Source organism: Modestobacter sp. L9-4 (assembly GCF_019112525.1).
GTDB lineage: Bacteria > Actinomycetota > Actinomycetes > Mycobacteriales > Geodermatophilaceae > Modestobacter.
In genome coordinates, this window is sequence record NZ_CP077800.1 from 3,521,005 (window position 1) to 3,539,154 (window position 18,150).

The 18,150-nt window shown below is 75.4% G+C and carries 13 protein-coding genes; 5 read left to right on the forward strand and 8 right to left on the reverse strand.

Annotated features, from left to right (window positions below; genetic code table 11):
• Positions 1 to 45: 45 nt before the first annotated feature.
• The 3 genes from KUM42_RS16665 to KUM42_RS16675 form a co-directional block, all read right to left on the reverse strand.
• Positions 46 to 1,728 carry a DUF885 domain-containing protein gene (locus KUM42_RS16665; RefSeq protein ID WP_237493648.1) on the reverse strand — a complete coding sequence of 561 codons (1,683 nt, stop codon included), beginning with the start codon at positions 1,726 to 1,728 and terminating at the stop codon, positions 46 to 48.
• 139 nt (positions 1,729 to 1,867) lie between these two features.
• Positions 1,868 to 2,947, reverse strand: coding sequence for a hypothetical protein (locus KUM42_RS16670; protein ID WP_237493649.1), 1,080 nt, complete (start codon positions 2,945 to 2,947; stop codon positions 1,868 to 1,870).
• Between the two features lie 43 nt (positions 2,948 to 2,990).
• Positions 2,991 to 3,614, reverse strand: coding sequence for a YitT family protein (locus KUM42_RS16675; protein WP_237493650.1), 624 nt, complete (start codon positions 3,612 to 3,614; stop codon positions 2,991 to 2,993).
• 61 nt (positions 3,615 to 3,675) lie between these two features.
• Between KUM42_RS16675 and KUM42_RS16680 the strand changes: the two genes are divergently transcribed.
• Positions 3,676 to 5,058, forward strand: a complete 1,383-nt coding sequence (locus tag KUM42_RS16680) for a PLP-dependent aminotransferase family protein (protein ID WP_237493651.1) — start codon at positions 3,676 to 3,678, stop codon at positions 5,056 to 5,058.
• Between the two features lie 136 nt (positions 5,059 to 5,194).
• Positions 5,195 to 7,123: a glycoside hydrolase family 55 protein gene (locus tag KUM42_RS16685; RefSeq protein ID WP_237493652.1), complete on the forward strand. Its 1,929-nt coding sequence runs from the start codon at positions 5,195 to 5,197 to the stop codon at positions 7,121 to 7,123.
• Between the two features lie 67 nt (positions 7,124 to 7,190).
• On the opposite strand, the gene KUM42_RS16690 is transcribed toward KUM42_RS16685, so the two are convergent.
• The 3 genes from KUM42_RS16690 to KUM42_RS16700 form a co-directional block, all read right to left on the reverse strand.
• Positions 7,191 to 8,177, reverse strand: a complete 987-nt coding sequence (locus KUM42_RS16690) for a LacI family DNA-binding transcriptional regulator (protein WP_237493653.1) — start codon at positions 8,175 to 8,177, stop codon at positions 7,191 to 7,193.
• Between the two features lie 74 nt (positions 8,178 to 8,251).
• Entirely contained in the window at positions 8,252 to 10,852 is a 2,601-nt protein-coding gene (locus KUM42_RS16695; protein WP_237493654.1) for a bifunctional FO biosynthesis protein CofGH, read from the reverse strand.
• A gap of 140 nt (positions 10,853 to 10,992) precedes the next feature.
• Positions 10,993 to 11,502 (reverse strand): flavin reductase family protein, encoded by a 510-nt coding sequence (locus KUM42_RS16700; RefSeq protein WP_237493655.1) that lies wholly within the window; start codon positions 11,500 to 11,502, stop codon positions 10,993 to 10,995.
• A 26-nt stretch (positions 11,503 to 11,528) separates the two neighbouring features.
• Between KUM42_RS16700 and KUM42_RS16705 the strand changes: the two genes are divergently transcribed.
• Both KUM42_RS16705 and KUM42_RS16710 read left to right on the forward strand, forming a co-directional pair.
• On the forward strand, positions 11,529 to 12,950 hold the full coding sequence (locus KUM42_RS16705) for an NAD(P)/FAD-dependent oxidoreductase (RefSeq protein WP_237493656.1): 1,422 nt from the start codon (positions 11,529 to 11,531) through the stop codon (positions 12,948 to 12,950).
• 30 nt (positions 12,951 to 12,980) lie between these two features.
• A complete protein-coding gene (locus tag KUM42_RS16710; protein ID WP_237493657.1) occupies positions 12,981 to 13,919 on the forward strand; it encodes an NAD(+)/NADH kinase in 939 nt (312 codons plus the stop codon).
• Between the two features lie 18 nt (positions 13,920 to 13,937).
• Here KUM42_RS16710 and KUM42_RS16715 read toward each other — a convergent pair whose 3' ends face one another.
• Positions 13,938 to 14,723 (reverse strand): transglutaminase family protein, encoded by a 786-nt coding sequence (locus KUM42_RS16715; RefSeq protein ID WP_237493658.1) that lies wholly within the window; start codon positions 14,721 to 14,723, stop codon positions 13,938 to 13,940.
• 117 nt (positions 14,724 to 14,840) lie between these two features.
• Between KUM42_RS16715 and KUM42_RS16720 the strand changes: the two genes are divergently transcribed.
• Positions 14,841 to 15,665 (forward strand): SGNH/GDSL hydrolase family protein, encoded by an 825-nt coding sequence (locus KUM42_RS16720; RefSeq protein ID WP_237493659.1) that lies wholly within the window; start codon positions 14,841 to 14,843, stop codon positions 15,663 to 15,665.
• A 38-nt stretch (positions 15,666 to 15,703) separates the two neighbouring features.
• Here KUM42_RS16720 and KUM42_RS16725 read toward each other — a convergent pair whose 3' ends face one another.
• A complete protein-coding gene (locus KUM42_RS16725; RefSeq protein WP_237493660.1) occupies positions 15,704 to 18,043 on the reverse strand; it encodes a bifunctional diguanylate cyclase/phosphodiesterase in 2,340 nt (779 codons plus the stop codon).
• Positions 18,044 to 18,150: the final 107 nt, after the last annotated feature.

Here is an 18,150-nt window from a genome sequence, read left to right on the forward strand (position 1 = left end):
CCGCGTGATCATCGGCAGCCGGTGCGGCGGGTGTGACGGCCGGGGTCAGGAGCGGGCGAGCTCCGCGGTCAGCGGACCGAGCCCCAGCGGGCCGAGGGCGAGCACCCGGCGGTGCCAGTCCTTGAGGTCGAAGGCGGCGCCGGCGCGCTGCCGGGCCTCCTCGCGGCAGGTGAGCAGGACCCGCTCGCCGACCTTGTAGACCGGAGCCTGGCCGGGCCAGCCGAGGTAGCGGTGCAGCTCGTCGACGCGCATGGCGTCCTCCATGTCCAGGTGCGTGCGGAGGAAGGCCAGTGCGACGTCGTAGGTCCAGCGCTCACCGGCGGCCCGGCCGGCCGGGATGGTCAGGTCCAGGTGCAGACCGATGTCGAGGACGACGCGGGCCGCGCGCATCTCCTGGGCGCTGAGCATGCCCAGCCGGTCGCCCGGGTCGTCGAGGAAGCCCAGCTCGGCCATCAGCCGCTCGGAGTACAGCGCCCAGCCCTCGGCGTGCCCGGAGCACATCGCCAGCAGCCGCTGCCACCGGTTGAGCCGCGCGGCGTCGTGCACCGTCTGACCGATCTGCAGGTGGTGCCCCGGGGCGCCCTCGTGGAAGACGGTGGTCGTCTCCCGCCAGGTGGTCATGGAGGTGACGCCCTCGGGCAGTGACCACCACATCCGGCCCGGGCGGCTGAAGTCCTCGGTGGGGCCGGTGTAGAACACGCCCTCGCCGGAGGTCGGGGTCAGCAGGCCCTCGATCCGCCGGACCGGGGCGGGGACGTCGAAGTGCACGCCGTCGAGGGCGGCGATCGCCCGGTCGGCGGTCTCCTGCAGCCACGCCTGCAGCGCCTCGCGGCCGTGCACCTGGCGGGCCGGGTCGGCGTCCAGCGCGGCGACCGCGCCGGCCACGCCCTGCCCGGGGGCGATCCGCTCGGCGACCGCCTCCTTCTCGGCCACGATCCGGGCCAGCTCCTCCCAGCCCCAGGCGTAGGTCTCCTCCAGGTCGAGGTCGATGCCGGCGTGGAAGCGGGACTCGACGGCGTAGCGCTCCCGGCCGACCGCGTCCCGCTCGGGTGCCACCGGCAGCAGCCCGGTCTCCAGCCGGGCCGCGAAGTCCAGGAGGGCGGCCGAGGTGGCCGCGGCCGCCCGGGTGAGGTCCCGGGCCAGGGCGGGCGACCCGGACGGCGCCGAGGCGGCCAGCCCGGTGAAGTACCCGGGGCGCTCGGGGGTGCCGGCCCAGCGGCGGGCCGTGGCGGCGGCCAGCCGGACCTGCCGGGCGGCGGCCGTGCGCCCGTGCGACGACGCCGAGGTGAGGCCGGCGAGGTAGCCGTCGAGTGCGCGGGGGAGGGCGGCCAGCCGGCGGGCGATCGTCGCCCAGTCGCCCTCGGTGGCGGTGGGCATCAGGCTCATCGTGATGCGGAACTCCGACAGCGGGCTCTGCACGCTGTTGAGTGCCGCCTGCGCCCAGCCCGCCTCGTAGAGCCCCAGTTCGGCACCGAGCCGCTCGGTCATCGCCGCGCGGGCGACCTCCTCGCGGTGGTCGACGGGCTGGATCCGCCCGGCCATGCCGATCGCCGCGCGCAGCAGCTGGGCGTGCGCCCCGTGCCCCTCCGGCGTCAGGTCGGACCAGCGGTCGTCGTGCCCGGGGACCCCGATGTAGGTGGCCACCTCCGGTACCGCGGCGGCGTAGTCCTCGACGACGCGGTCGGCGAGGAGGTCGAGCTGGGACGGCGGACGCGCGGGCTCACTCACCCCTCCGACGCTAGCCGCAGGGGCCGACGGTCTCGACCGCGTCCACCCGTCCGGCGCCAGCGTGGAGTGCCTGCGGGCACGCACCGGCGCGGACCGGACACGCACGGCGGTCACCGGGCCGGGGAGGCGTCGTCGCAGGTCAGCCGGGTAGGCGGTGGTCCCGGTCGGCGACGACCGGGCACGGGGGCGGCAGGACGGGGAGCGGCGGCATGGTCGACGGAGGACGTGGGCGGCACCGGGAGCCGGGCCGGCCCGGGGACGACGAGCCGGCGGTGCCCCGCACCGGGTCGACCGCCGCCGACCGGCGTCCCCGGCACGCGGTTGGTGCCACCGTCTCGCCGCCCCGGCGCCGGGTGTCGGTCGCGGCCCGGCTGCTCCTGGCCGCGCTCGTGCTCGCCGGGTGTGCGGTCCTCGCCGGCGCGGTGGTGCTGCTCGTGCCGCAGGTGACGGCGCAGTCGGGTGCCGCGGCCCGGACGCCCGGCTCGGGAGGCGGGGCCGCCCCCGCGGAGGCCGGCTGGGCCAGTGCGTGGAGCAGCACCCCGGCCGGGCCCGTCACCGCCGGGACGCCGCTGACCGCGCCGGCCGGTCCGCCGGCCGGGCGGCCTGTGCCGGGTGGGGTGTCGACCGGTGAGGTCGTGCCGCCGCCGGCTGCCCGGTCGACGCGCGGGACCCCGCTCCGGACGGCGGCGCCGCGCGCCCCCAGGCCCGGCGCGACGGCCCCGTCCGCCCTGGCGTCGACCTCGGTCACCCCGCCGGCTGACGGGCGGCCGGCTACCGGCAGCTCCTCACGGACGACCGCCGGACCGCCGTCGGCAGCGTCGACCTCCGGACTGCCGACGTCGTCCTCGTCCTCGTCGTCCGTGCCGGGGACGTCCTCACCGGGGACGTCGTCTCCGCCGTCCGTGTCGCCTCCGCCGAGCAGCGCTCCGGCGGCCAGCACACCGCCTCCGAGCAGCCCGACGGCCACGAGCACCGCGCCGCCGGCGAGCAGCACCCCACCGTCGAGCAGCACCCCGCCGAGCAGCACCCCTCCGCCTAGCAGCACCGCCCCGAGCAGCACCGCCCCGAGTAGCACCGCACCGTCGAGCAGTGCACCCGCCACGAGCACACCGCCCTCGACGAGCACACCGCCGAGGACGAGCGCGCCTGCGGTGACGAGTGAGCCGCCGTCCAGCGGGCCCACGTCCAGCGCGACCGCCCCGTCGCCGACGTCCGGCACCCCTCCGTCGTCCACCGCACCGGCGGGCGGCTGACGGCCGGGCTCAGGAGGGCGCGGGCACCCGGTCCCGCAGTCGCAGGGCCGGGATGGTCGCGTGGGTGAGCACGCCGATGGTGGCCGCGTAGAGCACGGTGCCGACCCCCACGTTGCCGCCGAGCGCCCAGCCGATCGCCAGCACGCCGAGTTCGATCGAGGTGCGCACCACGCGCAGCGACGCCCCGCGGGCCGCCAGTCCGGTGCTCAGCCCGTCGCGCGGCCCGGCGCCCAGCCCGGCCCCGATGTAGGCGCCGGTGGCGACCCCGTTGAGCACGATGCCCACCAGGAGCAGCGGGACGCGCAGCGCCAGGCCGGTGGGCGCCGGCACCAGCGCGAGCGTCGCGTCCAGTGCCAGACCCAGCACGAGCACGTTGGCCAGCGTGCCGACGCCCGGGCGCAGCCGCAGCGGCACCCAGGCGAGCAGGACCAGTGCGCCGACGGCGATGGTCCAGGTGCCGATGGACAGGCCGAAGGTGCGGGACAGGCCCTGGTGCAGCACCGCCCACGGCATCTGCCCGAGCCCGGCCTGGAGCATCAGCCCGGAGCTGAACCCGTAGAGCACGAGCCCGGCCAGCAGCAGGAGCAGGCGGGTGGGGCGGCGGTCCGGGGGCAGGGGCTCGACCAGGTGCACCCTGGCAGCTTGACCCGCCTTGGCCTTGTCCGAACAGGGCCAAGTCGGCTTCGATGGCCCGGTGGTCACCGACCGACTCGCCGAGCTGCTCGACCCCTGGCTGACCGAGGGCCCGGCGTACCACGCCGTGGCGGCCGGCATCCGTGGTCTGGCGCTCGACGGCCGGCTGGCCCTGGGCACCCGGGTGCCCAGCGAGCGCAGCCTGGCCGCCGCGCTGCGGCTGAGCCGCACCACCGTCACCGCCGCCTACGACGTGCTGCGCGCCGAGGGCTACCTGGTCAGCGCGGGCGGGGCGGGCAGTCGGGTCACCCTGCCGGCGTCCGCGCCGGTGCGACCGGACGCCGACCCGGGGGAGCCGGCCGTCGTCCGGGACCTGACCGTGGCCGCGACGCCCGCGCCCGCCCAGCTCGTCGACGCGGTGGCGCAGGCCGCCGCCGACCTGCGGCCACTGCTGGCCGGGCACGGGCTGCACCCCTACGGGCTCCCCGCGCTGCGCACCGCGGTGGCCGCGCACCTCACCCGCCGGGGCCTGCCGACGGTCGCGGAGCAGGTGATGGTCACCAACGGGGCGCTGGCCGGCTGGGACCTGCTGCTGCGCACCGTGACCCGGCCGGGCCAGCGAGCGCTGGTCGAGCAGCCCACCTACCCGGCCGCGCTGGACGCGGTGGCCGCCGCGCACCTGCGCCCGGTGCGGCTGCCGGTGACCGCCGAGGGCTGGGAGCAGCCCGCAGGCGGGGCCGACGTCGCACTGCTCACCCCGGACGGGCAAAACCCGACCGGGCTGCTCGCCGACGACCGGCAGCGGCGCGCACTGCTCGCGGCGGTCGACGCCCCGGTGGTCGCCGCCGACGAGACGTTCACCGACCTGGTGCTCGACGGCGTCCCGGCCACACCGCTGGCGGCCCTCGACGGCCGGGTGGTCACCCTCGGGTCGATGAGCAAGGCCTTCTGGTCGGGCCTGCGGGTGGGCTGGGTGCGCGCCGACCCGCCGCTGCTGGCCCGGCTCGCCCAGGCGCGCGGGACGGTCGACCTGAGCAGCCCGGTGCTCGAGCAGCTGGTCGCCGTCCGCTTGCTCGCCGTCGCCGACGAGGTGCTGGCCGACCGCATCGGGTGGCTGACCGCGGCCCGCGACGCGCTGCTGGCCGCTCTCGCCGACCAGCTGCCCGACTGGCGCGTCACCCGCCCGCAGGCCGGCGCGATGCTCTGGGTGCAGCTGCCCGGTGGGAGCTCCACCCGGCTGGCCGGGCACGCCCTCGACCTCGGGCTGCGGATCACGCCCGGGCCGCGGTTCACCGTCGACGGCACCGCCGACCGCTGGCTGCGGCTGCCGCTGTCGGTGCCCCCGGAGACGGTCGGTGAGGTGGTGGGGGTGCTGCGCGAGGCCTGGTCGCGGACGGCCGCGGGTGCGGTGTCCGGCCGCACCGCACCGCGCTGGACGGCGTGAGCGACGCGCCGGGTGCGACCCGCCGGACCCGCCGCCGACGTCCCGGGTGCGTCTTGACAAGGCTGTGCGCACGCTTAGCCTGGCCGGAGTGACACGAGTCACTGCACTGCTGCCGCACTCGACGAAGAGGACGTGCATGAACCCGACCGGCACCACCACGAGCACGCCGGCGCCACGGCGCCGGGGGCCACGACGGCTCACCGGCCTGCTGGCCCTCGCCGTCGCCCTGTCCGTCGCCCCGGCGACGATGGGCGTCGCCACCGCTGCACCCCCGCAGCCGGTGAACGCCACCCAGCCCGACCTGGGCGTGAACGTCACCGTGTTCGACCCCAGCACCCCGCTGGCCCAGATCCAGGCGAAGGCCGACGCGATCTACGCCCAGCAGGTCGCCAACGAGATGGGCACGCAGCGGTACGCGCTGCTGTTCAAGCCCGGCACGTACGGCACCGCCACGCAGCCGCTGCAGATCAAGGTCGGCTACTACACGGAGGTCGCCGGGCTCGGCGCCTCCCCGCGCGACGTCACGATCAACGGCAAGGTCGAGGTCTACAACCGCTGCCGTCCCAACGCCGACGGCACGAACAACTGCATCGCCCTGGACAACTTCTGGCGGTCGGTCTCGAACTTCCACCTCAACATCAACGCCGCCGGCCAGGACGGCTGCCGGGGCACCGCCAACTTCTTCGCCGTCTCCCAGGCCTCACCGATGCGCCGGGTCGAGGTCAGCGGCGGCACCCTGTCGCTGATGGACTACTGCACCGATGGGCCGCAGTACGCCAGCGGCGGCTTCATCGCCGACACCCTGGCCGGCACGGTCGTCAACGGGTCGCAGCAGCAGTGGCTGACCCGCAACAGCACGATCGGCAGCTGGTCCAACGGCGTGTGGAACCAGGTGTTCTCCGGTGTCGAGGGCGCGCCCAGCGAGGCCAGTTTCCCCGACCCGCCGTACACCACGGTGGAGAAGACCCCGGTCAGCCGGGAGAAGCCCTACCTGTTCGTCGACGCGAAGGGCGCCTACCAGGTCCGCGTCCCCTCGGCCCAGAAGGACTCCCGCGGCGTGAGCTGGGCGAACGGCCTGACCGCCGGTCGCACGGTCCCGCTGACCGACTTCTTCATCGCGAAGCCGACCACCAGCGTGCAGGAGATCAACGCCCAGCTGGCCCGCGGCAAGGACCTGCTGCTCACCCCCGGCGTCTATGACGTCGCGCAGAGCATCGCCGTCAAGCGCGCCGACACCGTCGTCCTGGGCCTCGGCCTCGCCACGCTCACCGCGGTGGACGGCGCGGTGCCGATGACCGTCGCCGACGTCCCCGGTGTGGTCGTCGCCGGCGTCACCATCGACGCCGGCACGAAGGAGTCGCCGGTGCTGCTGGAGGTCGGCAAGAAGAACGGCAACAACAGCCCGAAGAAGAGCGGTGCGACCAACCCGACGACGCTGTCGGACGTCTTCTTCCGCGTCGGTGGCCCGCACGTGGGCAAGGCCGACACCGCCCTGGTGGTCAACAGCGACCACGTGCTCGTCGACCACACCTGGGTGTGGCGCGCCGACCACGGGGTGGAGGGCTTCACCAACGGCTACCTCGGTGACACCGACCGCTGGCGCACCAACACCGGCCGCACCGGTGTGGTCGTCAACGGTGACGACGTCACCGCGACCGGCCTGTTCGTCGAGCACTTCCAGCAGCACAGCACCGTCTGGAACGGCGAGCGCGGCCGGGTCGTGCTGTACCAGAACGAGATCCCGTACGACCCGCCGTCGCAGGCCGACTGGAAGGAGCCGAACGGCACGCTCGGCTGGGCCGGCTACAAGGTCGGGGACAACGTGAAGACGCACCGGCTGGACGGCGGTGGCGTCTACGGCTACCAGCGCAACGCCGCCCCCGGCATCACCACGGCCATGGGCTTCGAGGTCCCGACGACCCCGGGCGTGCAGCTGCACCACGTCATGACCGTGCACCTGGACGGCATCGGCGTGATCCAGCACGTGGTCAACGGCGTGGGCGCCCAGGCGGACTCCAGCAACGGTGGGAAGCCGCGGTACCTCGCGGACTACCCGGTGCGCTGACCCGGCGCTGAGGCAGGACCCGGTGGGCCGGAGCGGACGTCCGCTCCGGCCCACCGGCACGTCCGGGTCAGGCCGACTCCCGCACCACCAGCTGCAGGACGTCGGTGGGGTGTGCCGGCGCAGGGCGGCCGTCCAGCGCCGCGATCACCGAGTCCGACAGGAACCGGGCCTGCACCCCGGCGGACTGGGACACGGTGGTCAGCGGGGGAGAGGCGAGCCGGGCGGCCGTGACGTCGTCCACCCCGATCACCGCGACATCGTCGGGCACCCGCAACCCCTCAGCCCGGGCCCCGGCGAGGACGGCGAGCGCGACCTCGTCGTTGTAGGCGGCGACCGCGTCCACCGGGTCGGGCCCGGCCCGCAGCGCACGCACCGCCTCCCGCCCGGACCCGGCGGACAGGTCGACGGCCTGCACCCGCGGGGCGGGCAGGCCCAGCCGGGCGCACTCCTCGCGGACCCCGGCCAGCCGTGGGACGGCGAAGTCGCCCAGCCGGGGATCGGTGGTGGAGGCGTAGCCCAGGACGCGGTGCCCGGCGCCCACGAGGTGCTGCACCTGCAGCCGCCCCACCTGGGTCTGCCCGACGGAGAAGGCGCCGGGTCGGCGGGGCTCCTCGTCGAGCACGGTGGCGACCACCTGGATTCCGGCCCGGTGCATGCCGGCCTCCTCCTCGTCGGAGAAGCCGGTGAAGCCCACGACGGCCCGCGGGGTCACCGCTCGCCACAGGTCCGACAGCGGTCGCGGCCCGCGCGAGTGGTGCACCAGCACCGACAGGTCACGCGCGGCGAGCTCCCGGGTGAGGTGGTCCAGCAGCGCGTCGACCACCGGGCCGACCGGCCAGTCCGGCAGGACGCACAGCACCAGGTCGCTGCGCCCGCTGCGCAGCGTGCGGGCCGCCGCCGAGGGGGAGTAGCCGAGCCGGTCGGCCGCGGCGCGCACCCGCCGCCGGGTCTCCTCGGAGATCACCGTGCCGGTGGTGTCGTTGAGGACGTAGCTGACCGTGGTGCGGGAGACCCCGCTCTCCCGCGCGACGTCCGCGCTGGTCACCCGTGGCACGCCCGCTCCTCCCACCGTGCCGGGGTCGGCCCCGGCACGGCCATCCTGCCGGACCGGTGCGTCCCCCGGGCGGCTCAGACGAGCTTGAGGGTGAGCGCGGCCCGGCCGGCCTCGGTGCGGGCGGTGGCCATCCGCTCCGGTGACGGTGTGCCGTACTCCGTCGTCCGCTGGCGGGCCGGGCGGCCGATGCCGGCGGCCATGGCCTCCAGTTCGGCGATGGTCTTCAGCGACCCGTTGCCCGAGCCCGCCATCCGGCTGATGGTCTCCTCCATCAACGTGCCGCCCAGGTCGTTGGCGCCACCGTCCAGCATCGTCTGCGTGCCGGTGTCGCCGAGCTTGACCCACGAGGTCTGGATGTTGTCGATCCGCCCGTGCAGCAGCAGCCGGGCGACCGCGTGCACCGCCCGGTTCTCCCGGTTGGTGGGCCCCGGCCGGGCGACGCCGGCCAGGTAGATGGGGGAGTTGTGGTGCACGAACGGCAGCAGCACGAACTCGCGGAAGCCGCCGGTCTCGTCCTGCAGGGCGGCCAGGGTGCGCAGGTGCCCGACCCAGTGGGCGGGGGTGTCGACGTGGCCGTACATCATCGTCGAGGTCGTCGGCAGGCCCACCTGGTGCGCCGTCCGCACGATCTCCAGCCAGGTCGCGGTGGGCAGCTTGCCCTTGGTGAGCACCCAGCGGACGTCGTCGTCGAGGATCTCCGCCGCCGTCCCGGGCAGGCTGTCGACGCCGGCCTCCTTCGCGGCGGTGAGGAAGTCGCGGAAGCTCAGCCCGGTGCGCGCCGACCCGTTCACGACCTCCATGGGTGAGAACGCGTGCAGGTGGATGTCGGGACGGCGGGACTTCACCCCCCGCGCGAGGTCGAGGTAGGCGGTGCCGGGCAGGTCGGGGTGGATGCCGCCCTGCATGCAGATCTCGGTCGCCCCGCCGGCCCACGCCTCGTCGACCCGGTCGCCGACCTGCTGCATCGACAGGGTGAAGGCGTCGGCGTCGGTGCGCCGCTGGGCGAAGGCGCAGAACCGGCAGCCGGTGTAGCAGACGTTGGTGAAGTTGACGTTCCGGTTCACCACGTAGGTGACGTCGTCGCCGTTGACGTCTCGGCGGACGGCGTCAGCCAGCGCGGCCAGCGCGTCGAGGTCGGTGCCGTCGGCGCCCAGCAGTGCCAGGTACTCGGCGTCGGAGAGCCCCGCCGGGTCGGTCTCGGCGTGCCGCAGCGCGGCGTGCACGGCCGGGTCGCCGGCCGCGATCGCGGTCGAGTGCCCGTCGCGGGCCCTCTCGGTGCGGGAACGCAGCTCGGCCCAGTCGCCGTAGACGGCGTCGAAGTCGCTGCGCCGGTCGCCGGTGCGCCCGACGGTGTCGATCTCGGTGTGCAGGTCCACCCGCCCGGACGCCGTCCAGGCCTCGTCCGGCTCCTGCCAGGGCAGACCGACCGGGAGGCGGCCCTCGACGGCCAGCCCGTCGGGGCCGGCGAGCGCGGACACGTGCGGGCGCACCCGCGGGTCCAGCCACGGCTCGGGCTGCAGCACGAAGCCGGGCTGGGCGGCCAGCCGCTCGCGCAGCGTGAACCCGGCGTCGGCGGTCAGCTGGGCCAGCTTGTCGATGTTCGGCCACGGGCGCTCGGGGTTGACGTGGTCGGGCGTGAGCGGGGAGACGCCGCCCCAGTCGTCGACCCCGGCGCGCAGCAGCAGGCCCAGTTCGGTGGAGTCGGAGAGGTTCGGCGGTGCCTGCACCCGGGCGGCCGGGCCGAGGACCAGCCGGCTCACGGCGACCGAGGCGACGTACTCCTGCAGCGCCAGGTCGTCGGTGCCGGCCATCGCGGTGCGCGGCTTGGCCCGGAAGTTCTGGACGATGACCTCCTGGACGTGCCCGTGCCGGCGCGCCGAGGCCCGGATCTCGGCGAGCGCGTCGACCCGCTCGGCGTAGGTCTCGCCGATGCCCAGCAGCACGCCGGTGGTGAACGGGACGGCGGAGCGGCCGGCGTCCTCGAGCACCCGCAGCCGCACGGCGGGGTCCTTGTCGGGGGAACCGAAGTGCGGCCCGCCCTTCTCCGACCACAGCCGCGTGGCCGTCGTCTCCAGCATCATGCCCATCGACGCCGCGACCGGCTTGAGCCGCTGGATCTCCTCCCAGCTCAGCACGCCGGGGTTGAGGTGCGGCAGCAGCCCGGTCTCCTCCAGCACCCGGATCGCCATCGCCCGCAGGTAGCCCAGCGTGGAGTCGAAGCCGTGCGCCTCCAGCCACTCGGCCGCGACCGGCCAGCGGTCCTCCGGGCGGTCGCCGAGGGTGAACAGCGCCTCCTTGCACCCCAGCGCCGCACCCTGGCGGGCGATGTCCAGCACCTCGTCGGGGGAGAGGAACGGGGCCTTGCCCTCGGCGCGCAGCTGGCCGGGCGTGGTCACGAACGTGCAGTAGTGGCAGCGGTCGCGGCACAGGTGGGTGAGCGGGATGAACACCTTGCGGCTGTAGGTCACCACGCCGGGGCGACCGGCGGAGGCCAGCCCGGCGTCGCGCACCCGGGCGGCGGTGGTCAGCAGCCGGTCGAGCGGCTCGCCCTCGGCCAGGCCGCGGGCGTGCATCAGGGTCTCGGCCTCGGTGGCGTCGAGGGTCACGCCACGTTCGGCACGCACCAGCGCGCGGTTGAGGGCGGAGGCGGACGGGGCGGGGAGGGAACCAGTCATCGCAGCGACGACGCTAGTCCCGGCATGTGACAGGCGCGTTCCCGCGTCCGTCAGCCGGGGGGTGAGCCGCGCAGCCGGGGGGTGCGCCGCGGTCGACGACGGCGCACCAGGCGGGGGCGGCGCACCTCCGCCGGGTCGCCCTACGGACGGCGGAGGGGCTGGCCGGCGCCGTCGGTGAACCGGCCGCGCAGCCGCAGCAGCGGGTCGCCGTCACCGAGCACGGGCACGTCCTCGACCTGCAGCAGGACGACGACGTGGTCACCGGCCTCGACCACCGAGTGCACGGTGCAGTCCAGCGCGGCCAGGGCCCCGTCCAGCACGATCGCGTCGCTGACCGGTGCGCGGTGCCAGGGCACGGACTCCAGCAGGTGCCGGGCACTGGGCCGCCCGGCGGAGGAGAACCGGCTGGCCAGGATCGCCTGCGACGCCCCGAGCACGTTCACCGCGCAGGAGCCCACCGCCTGCAGCACCTCGGCCGGGTAGCCCTCGGTGGACAGCCCGATCGCGACCAGCGGCGGGTCGGCCGACACGCTCATCATCGACGTCACCGTCGTCCCGACGTCGTCCATGTCGTCGTGCACGGTCAGCAGCACGACCCCGGCCGCGTACTGGCGCAGGGCGGCGGCGAACTGCGGAGCATCGACAGGCACGGGGGTCAGTCGACCACAATGCAGTCGTGACCACTGGTGAGCAGAGCTACGACGTCATCGTCATCGGAGCGGGGTCGACGGGGGAGAACGTCGCCGACATCGCCGTGCGGGGCGGGCTGACCGCCGTCCTCGTGGAGAGCGAACTGGTCGGCGGGGAGTGCTCGTACTGGGCGTGCATGCCCAGCAAGACGCTGCTGCGCGGCAGCGAGGTGCTCAGCGCCGCCCGCGCCGTCTCCGGCGCGGCAGCCGCGGTGACCGGCGAGCAGGACGTCGCTGCGACGCTGGCCCGCCGCGACTCCTTCACCAGCAATTGGGACGACGCCAGCCAGGTCGAGTGGGTCGAGAAGAGCAACATCGCGCTGGTGCGCGGCAAGGGCCGCCTGGACGGCGAGAAGCGGGTCGTCGTGACCCAGCCCGACGGCACCGAGGTGGTGCTCACCGCCCGCCACGCGGTGGCCGTGTGCACCGGCTCGCGCGCCGCCGTCCCGCCGGTCGACGGGCTGGCCGACGTCACGCCGTGGACCCCGCGGGAGTCCACCAGCGCGAAGGAGGTGCCCGGCCGGCTGCTGGTCATCGGTGGCGGCTACGTGGGCTGCGAGATGTCCACCGCTTGGCAGCAGCTGGGCTCGGCGGTGACCCTCTTCCAGCACAACGAGCGGCTGCTGCCGCACCTGGAGCCCGCCGCCGGGGACGCCGTCGAGGCCTCGCTGCGCGACCTGGGCGTCGACGTCCACCTCGGCGTGGAGGTGCAGTCGGTGCGGCGTGAGGGCGGCGAGGTCGTGCTCACCAGCTCCGACGGGGAGTTCCGCGGCGACGAGGTGCTGGTCGCCGTCGGCCGTGCGGCCAACACCGACGAGATCGGGCTGGAGACCGTGGGCCTGGAGCCCAAGGGGTACCTGGACGTCGACGAGTCGCTGCAGGTGCCCGGCACGCCGTGGCTCTACGGCGTGGGCGACGTCAACGGCCGCCAGCAGCTGACCCACATGGGCAAGTACCAGGCCCGCCAGGCGGGTGCCGCGATCGTCGCCCGGGCCCGCGGCGAGCAGGTCGACCTGTCCGACTGGTCGCCGTTCGTGGCCACCGCCGACCGGCGGGCCACCCCCAGCGTCGTCTTCACCGACCCGCAGGTCGCCGCCGTCGGCATGACCGCCGCCGAGGCGGACAAGGCGGGCCTGCCGCACCGGGTCGTGGAGTACCCGATCGGCAGCGTCGCGGGTGCCGCCGTGCACGCCGACGGCTACACCGGCACCGCGATCGCCGTCGTCGACACCGAGCGCGAGGTGCTGCTCGGCGTCACCTTCGTCGGCGCGGGCGTGGCGGAGCTGCTGCACTCGGCGACCATCGCGGTGGTCGGTGAGGTGCCGATCGCCCGGCTGTGGCACGCGGTGCCGTCCTACCCGACGATCAGCGAGATCTGGCTGCGCCTGCTCGAGACCTACCGGGGCTGAGGCGTGCACGGTGGGAGCCGCATCGGGCTCGTGCTGCACCCCTTCCGGGACTGCGCCGGCGCCGTCGACCAGGTGACCGCCTGGACGACGGCGCACGGCGTCGAGCTGGTCGCCAGCACCGAGGACGTGGCCAGGCTGCAGCTGCAGGGGGTCACCCCGGTCGACCTCACCGAGCTGGCGACCAGCTGCGACGGCATCATCGCCCTGGGCGGTGACGGCACGCTGCTCGGCGCGATGCGCCTGGTGGTCGACGACCCCGTCCCGGTGCTGGGCGTCAACTTCGGCCGGCTCGGCTTCCTCACCGAGGTGGAGGGGCGCGAGCTCGAGGGCGCGCTCACCGCGATGGCCGAGGGCCGCTCGACCCTGGAGTCGCGCAGCTGCCTGGTCGTGCGCGGCCCGGGCTGGGAGACCGTGGCCTTCAACGACGTCGTGGTCGCCCGGGTGCCGGGGGAGGGGATGGTCGACGCCACCCTGTCGGTGGCCGGCCGCCGGTACGGGCACTACCGCTGCGACGCGCTGATCATCTCCACCCCCATGGGCTCGACGGCCTACAACTACGCCGCGGGCGGGCCGGTCATGTCCCCGGGTGCCGAGGGCGTGCTGGTCACCCCCTCGGCACCGCTGAACGGCATCGACCGCACGCTGGTGCTGGGTCCGCACGAGCCGCTGCACCTGACGCTGCCGGAGGACGCCGGGCGGCCGGCCGTCGAGGTCGACGGGCTGGTGGTCGGCCGGCTGGGTCCCGGCGACGAGCTGCACGTCTCCGCCCGCGCCGACGCCGGGCTGCTGGTCCGGCTCGACGACTGGCTGGCCGCCGACCGCAGCCGGGTCAAGCTCTCGCTGCTGGACCTGCCGCTGCTGCCCGAGGAGCTGGCCGAGCTGCTGCCCGACGAGCTGCGCCGCCGCCAGCCCGGCGGGGTCACGCCCCCGGGCAGCACCCCCTCCACGCCGCCGTCCCGGCGCGACTGACCGGGCGGCGAGCGGCCGCTACGGCAGCGGGAAGGGCTCGTCGTCGGGGGCGGGGAGGTCGCCGTCGACGGTGGCGGTGACGGTCATCCCGACCAGCACGGCCTGCCCGCCGAACAGCGACAGGAACGCGGTGTCGGCGGCGTCGCGGCCCGAGCAGATGCGCACCAGCGCCGACGTGGGGGCCAGCCGGGTCGCGTCCACGGTCCGCCAGACGCCGTCGACGTCGGCCTCGACCACGGCGTGGAAGTCCATCGGGGACAGCCCCGGGGCGTAGACGGCGACCAGTCGGGCGGGCACCTCCAGCGCCCGGAGCATCGTGATGGTCAGGTGCGCGTAGTCGCGGCACACGCCCCGGCCCAGCAGCAGGGTGTCGACCGCGGTGTCGACCGAGCGGCTGGAGCCGGAGACGTAGCTCAGCCGCCGCGCGACCCAGGCGGCGACGGAGGCGACCAGTTCGGCGCGTGGCAGCGACCGGTCGAACTCGGTGCCGGCGTAGCCCTCCAGCTGGTCCGAGGGGCAGTACCGGCTGGGCCGCACGAACTCCGCCCACTCGGCCGGCGTGACCTCCCGCGGGCTGCCCGCGGACTCCACCTGCGCGGTGTAGGCGACCACCGTCTCCCCGGCCGGCACCTGCAGCCGGTGCACCCGCGCCCCGGGGACGGCGATCTCCTCGACCGGCACCGGGGAGCCGCCGCCGAGCACGGTCAGCTGCTCGGTCAGCGGCGCGGCCACGGCGACCTGCAGCAGCGCGGTCGCCGGCGCGGGGGAGGAGACGGTGAGGGTGCAGGCCACGTCGGTGCGCATGACCCCAGATCCTCACTGCCGGATGTGTCGGGCAGGAGACGGCTGCGTTGTGCGTTCGGCCACCCGCCTCCGACCCCACGTCGTGTGCCGCCGTCCGGGTCGTGGTGCAGTAGGGGCGTGCAGCCGGGCAGCGACCGTCGGACGTGGCAGCGCTACATCGCGCTGGGGGACTCCTTCACCGAGGGGTTGAGCGACCCCGACCCGGGCGGCCCCGACGCCTTCCGCGGCTGGGCCGACCGGCTGGCCGAGCACCTCGCCGCCGCCGCGCCCACGGGCACGGTCGAGTACGCCAACCTGGCGATCCGCGGCCGGCTGCTGCCCCAGGTGCTCGCCGAGCAGGTGCCCGTCGCGCTGGCCGCGCAGCCGGACCTGGTGAGCCTGGTCGCCGGCGGCAACGACCTGCTGCGGCCGGGCGCGGACCCCGACCGGCTGGCCGCGGACCTCGAGGCGGCGGTGGTGCGCTTCCGGGAGGCCGGGGCCGACGTCCTGCTGGCCACCGGCGTCGACCCGCGGCAGACCCCGATCATCCGGCGCACCCGCGGCCGGGTCGCGGTGTTCAACTCCCACCTGTGGTCGATCGCCGCCCGGCAGGGCGCCGTGGTGCTCGACCAGTGGGGCGCGGCGTGGGTCCAGGACGCCCGGATGTGGGACCAGGGCGACCGCATCCACCTCACCGTCGAGGGACACCGGCGCACCGCGCTGGCGGCCGCCGCGGCACTGGGCGTGCCGGTCGACGGGGACGGCACCGACTGGCGGACGCCGCTGGAACCGGCCCCGCCGCGGCCGACCCGCGAGGTGCTGGCACAGGAGGCCGCCTGGGTGCGCGGCTTCGTGGTGCCGTGGATCGGCCGGCGGCTGCGCGGACGCTCCTCCGGGGACGGCCGGACGCCGAAGCGGCCCGACCTGCAGCCCGTGCACGCCCCCGCCGCACGCGTCGGCTGAACGGACCGGCCGGCGTCGCCGGCCGGTCCACCCGGGCCTCAGGTGCGGCCGACCTCCGGGAGGTCACCGGTCGCGGGCGGGCCGAGGCGCTGGGTGAAGGACTCCAGCCACGGGCGCAGCCCGGACAGGTCGGTGGCGTCGGCGCCGAGGTCGCGCAGGTCGCCGATCTCGGCGGCCTCCCGCGGCTCGGGCACGAACGGGTCGGCGACGCCGTTGGCGGCCAGCAGCTCGCGCAGCTCCAGGAAGGCGCGCGAGGGCCGGATCACCGAGGGGTCGAAGTCGCCGTCCACGGCGGGCTCCGGCTCCGGCTCCGGCTCGGGCTCGGCAGCCGGGGCGGGGAAGACCCCGGTGCCCGGCAGTGCGAAGGCGTCCAGCTCCGGGACGGCCGCCGTGCCCCGCGCCGGCTCCGGGGTCCAGCGGGAACCGGCCTGCTCGCCGTCCTCGCCGCCACCCAGCGCTGCGTCGTCCAGCTCGTCGTCGTCCAGCTCGTCGACGTCGCTGAGGACGTCGGCCGGCAGCGCGAACGGCGCGTCGAAGGCCAGCGAGCCGGGCAGGCCCGTGGGCGTCGGGCCGGTGGGCGGACCGGTGAGCTGGCTGAGGTCCGGCGGGGCGTCCAGGTCCTCCAGCTCGCGGGCCGGCAGCGGTGCCGGGCGGCCGAAGGCGTAGCCCTGGGCCATCGAGCAGCCGTGCTCGAGCAGCCACTTGGCCTGCTCGCCGTCCTCGATGCCCTCGGCGATGACCTGCAGGCCCATGCCGGCGCCCAGCTGCAGCAGCCCCTGCACCAGCGCCGCGGTCGCCGGCTGCCCGACGACGTCGGCGACGAAGGAGCGGTCGATCTTCAGCGTGTGGATCGGCAGCCGGTGCAGCGCGGTGATCGCGGAGTAACCGGTGCCGAAGTCGTCCAGCGCCAGCGTCACGCCGGTCTCGGTGACCGAGTCGACCGCGTGCAGCGTGGCGTCGGCGGCGAACAGCGCCGTCGACTCGGTGATCTCCAGCTCCAGCCGCTCCGGCGCCAGGCCGGACTGGGCCAGCGCGTCGGCGACCAGCTCCACGAAGCCCGCCTCGGCCAGGTGCCGGGCGGAGATGTTGACGTGCACGCGCAGCTCGGGGTCCCAGCCGGCGGCGTCCCAGCAGGCCTGGTGGAGCACCCAGGCGCCCAGCCGGGAGGTGAGCCGGTTGTCCTCGGCCGCGGAGAGGAACGCCGCGGGCGGGAGCAGCCCGCGGGTGGGGTGCTGCCAGCGGATGAGCGCCTCGTAGCCCAGCAGGTGCTCGTCGGACAGCGCGACGATCGGTTGGTAGAACAGCCGCAGCTCGCCGGACTCCAGCGCGTGGCGCAGGTCGGTCTCCAGCTGCAGCTGGTCGACGTAGCCCTCGGTCAGGTCGCCGTCGTGCAGCTCGATCCGGCCCCGGCCACCGCTGGCCTTGGCCCGGGCGAGCGCGCCGTGCGCCTGGCGCAGCAGCGCCTCGGGGGAGATGTCCGAGCCCAGGGTCATGCCGACGCTGGCGGACAGGGTGATCTCCCGGCCCTGCACGTGGAAGGGCTCGTCGAGCACGCTGAGCAGGCGGTCGGCCAGGGTGCGCAGCGCCTCGACGTCCTCGACGTCCTCGGCGAGCACGAGGAACTCGTCGGCACCGAAGCGCACGGCGGTGTCCTCGACGCGGGTGCTCCAGCGCAGCCGGTCGGCGACCTGGCACAGCAGCTGGTCCCCGCCCTCGTGGCCGAGGGAGTCGTTGACCGCGGTGAACCGGTCGATGTCCAGGTGGAGCAGGCCGACCTGGGTCTCGCGGCGTCCGGAGACGGCGAGGGCGTGCTGCAGCCGCTCGGTGAGCGCGCGGCGGTTGGGCAGGCCGGTGAGCGGGTCGATGAAGGCGCGGCGCACCAGGTCGTCCTCGGCCCGGCGGCGGTCGGTCACGTCGACCAGGGACAGGACGACGAAGTGCAGGTCGCCGTTGCTGCGGTGGATGAGCTCGCGGCTCTGCTCGACCCACAGGCTCTCGCCGTCGGCGCGCTGCAGCCGGCGCTCGCCGAGGACCTGCAGCTGCGGGTCCAGCAGCGTGGTGCCCAGCACGTGCTCGGCGGCCAGGTCGCCCAGCGGGACGTCGTCGGGGTGGGTGAGCAGGTCCAGGTGCCGGCCGACGAGCTCGCCGGAGGTGCGGCCGGTGAGCTCGCACAGGGCGGGGTTCACGACGAGCAGCCGGCCGCCGGCGTCGACGACGGCCTGGGCGACCGGCGCGGAGAGGAACAGCGCCCGGAAGAGCTGTCCCCGGTCGGCCAGCAGGACGTCGGCCGCGCGCAGCCGCTGCCCGGCCGTGCCGTCGGGCGCGGCCGCCCGCGGCGACTCGGGAACAGAGGTGGTCACCTCGACAGCCTCGCCCATGACGGCGTCCCAGCCGCGCAACCTGGCCCGCGCCCATGTGTTCGTGCCGTCACGTCGGGTGAGAAGTCGTCCCTCGGGTCACACGGTGCCCGTTGCGTCCCACGGTG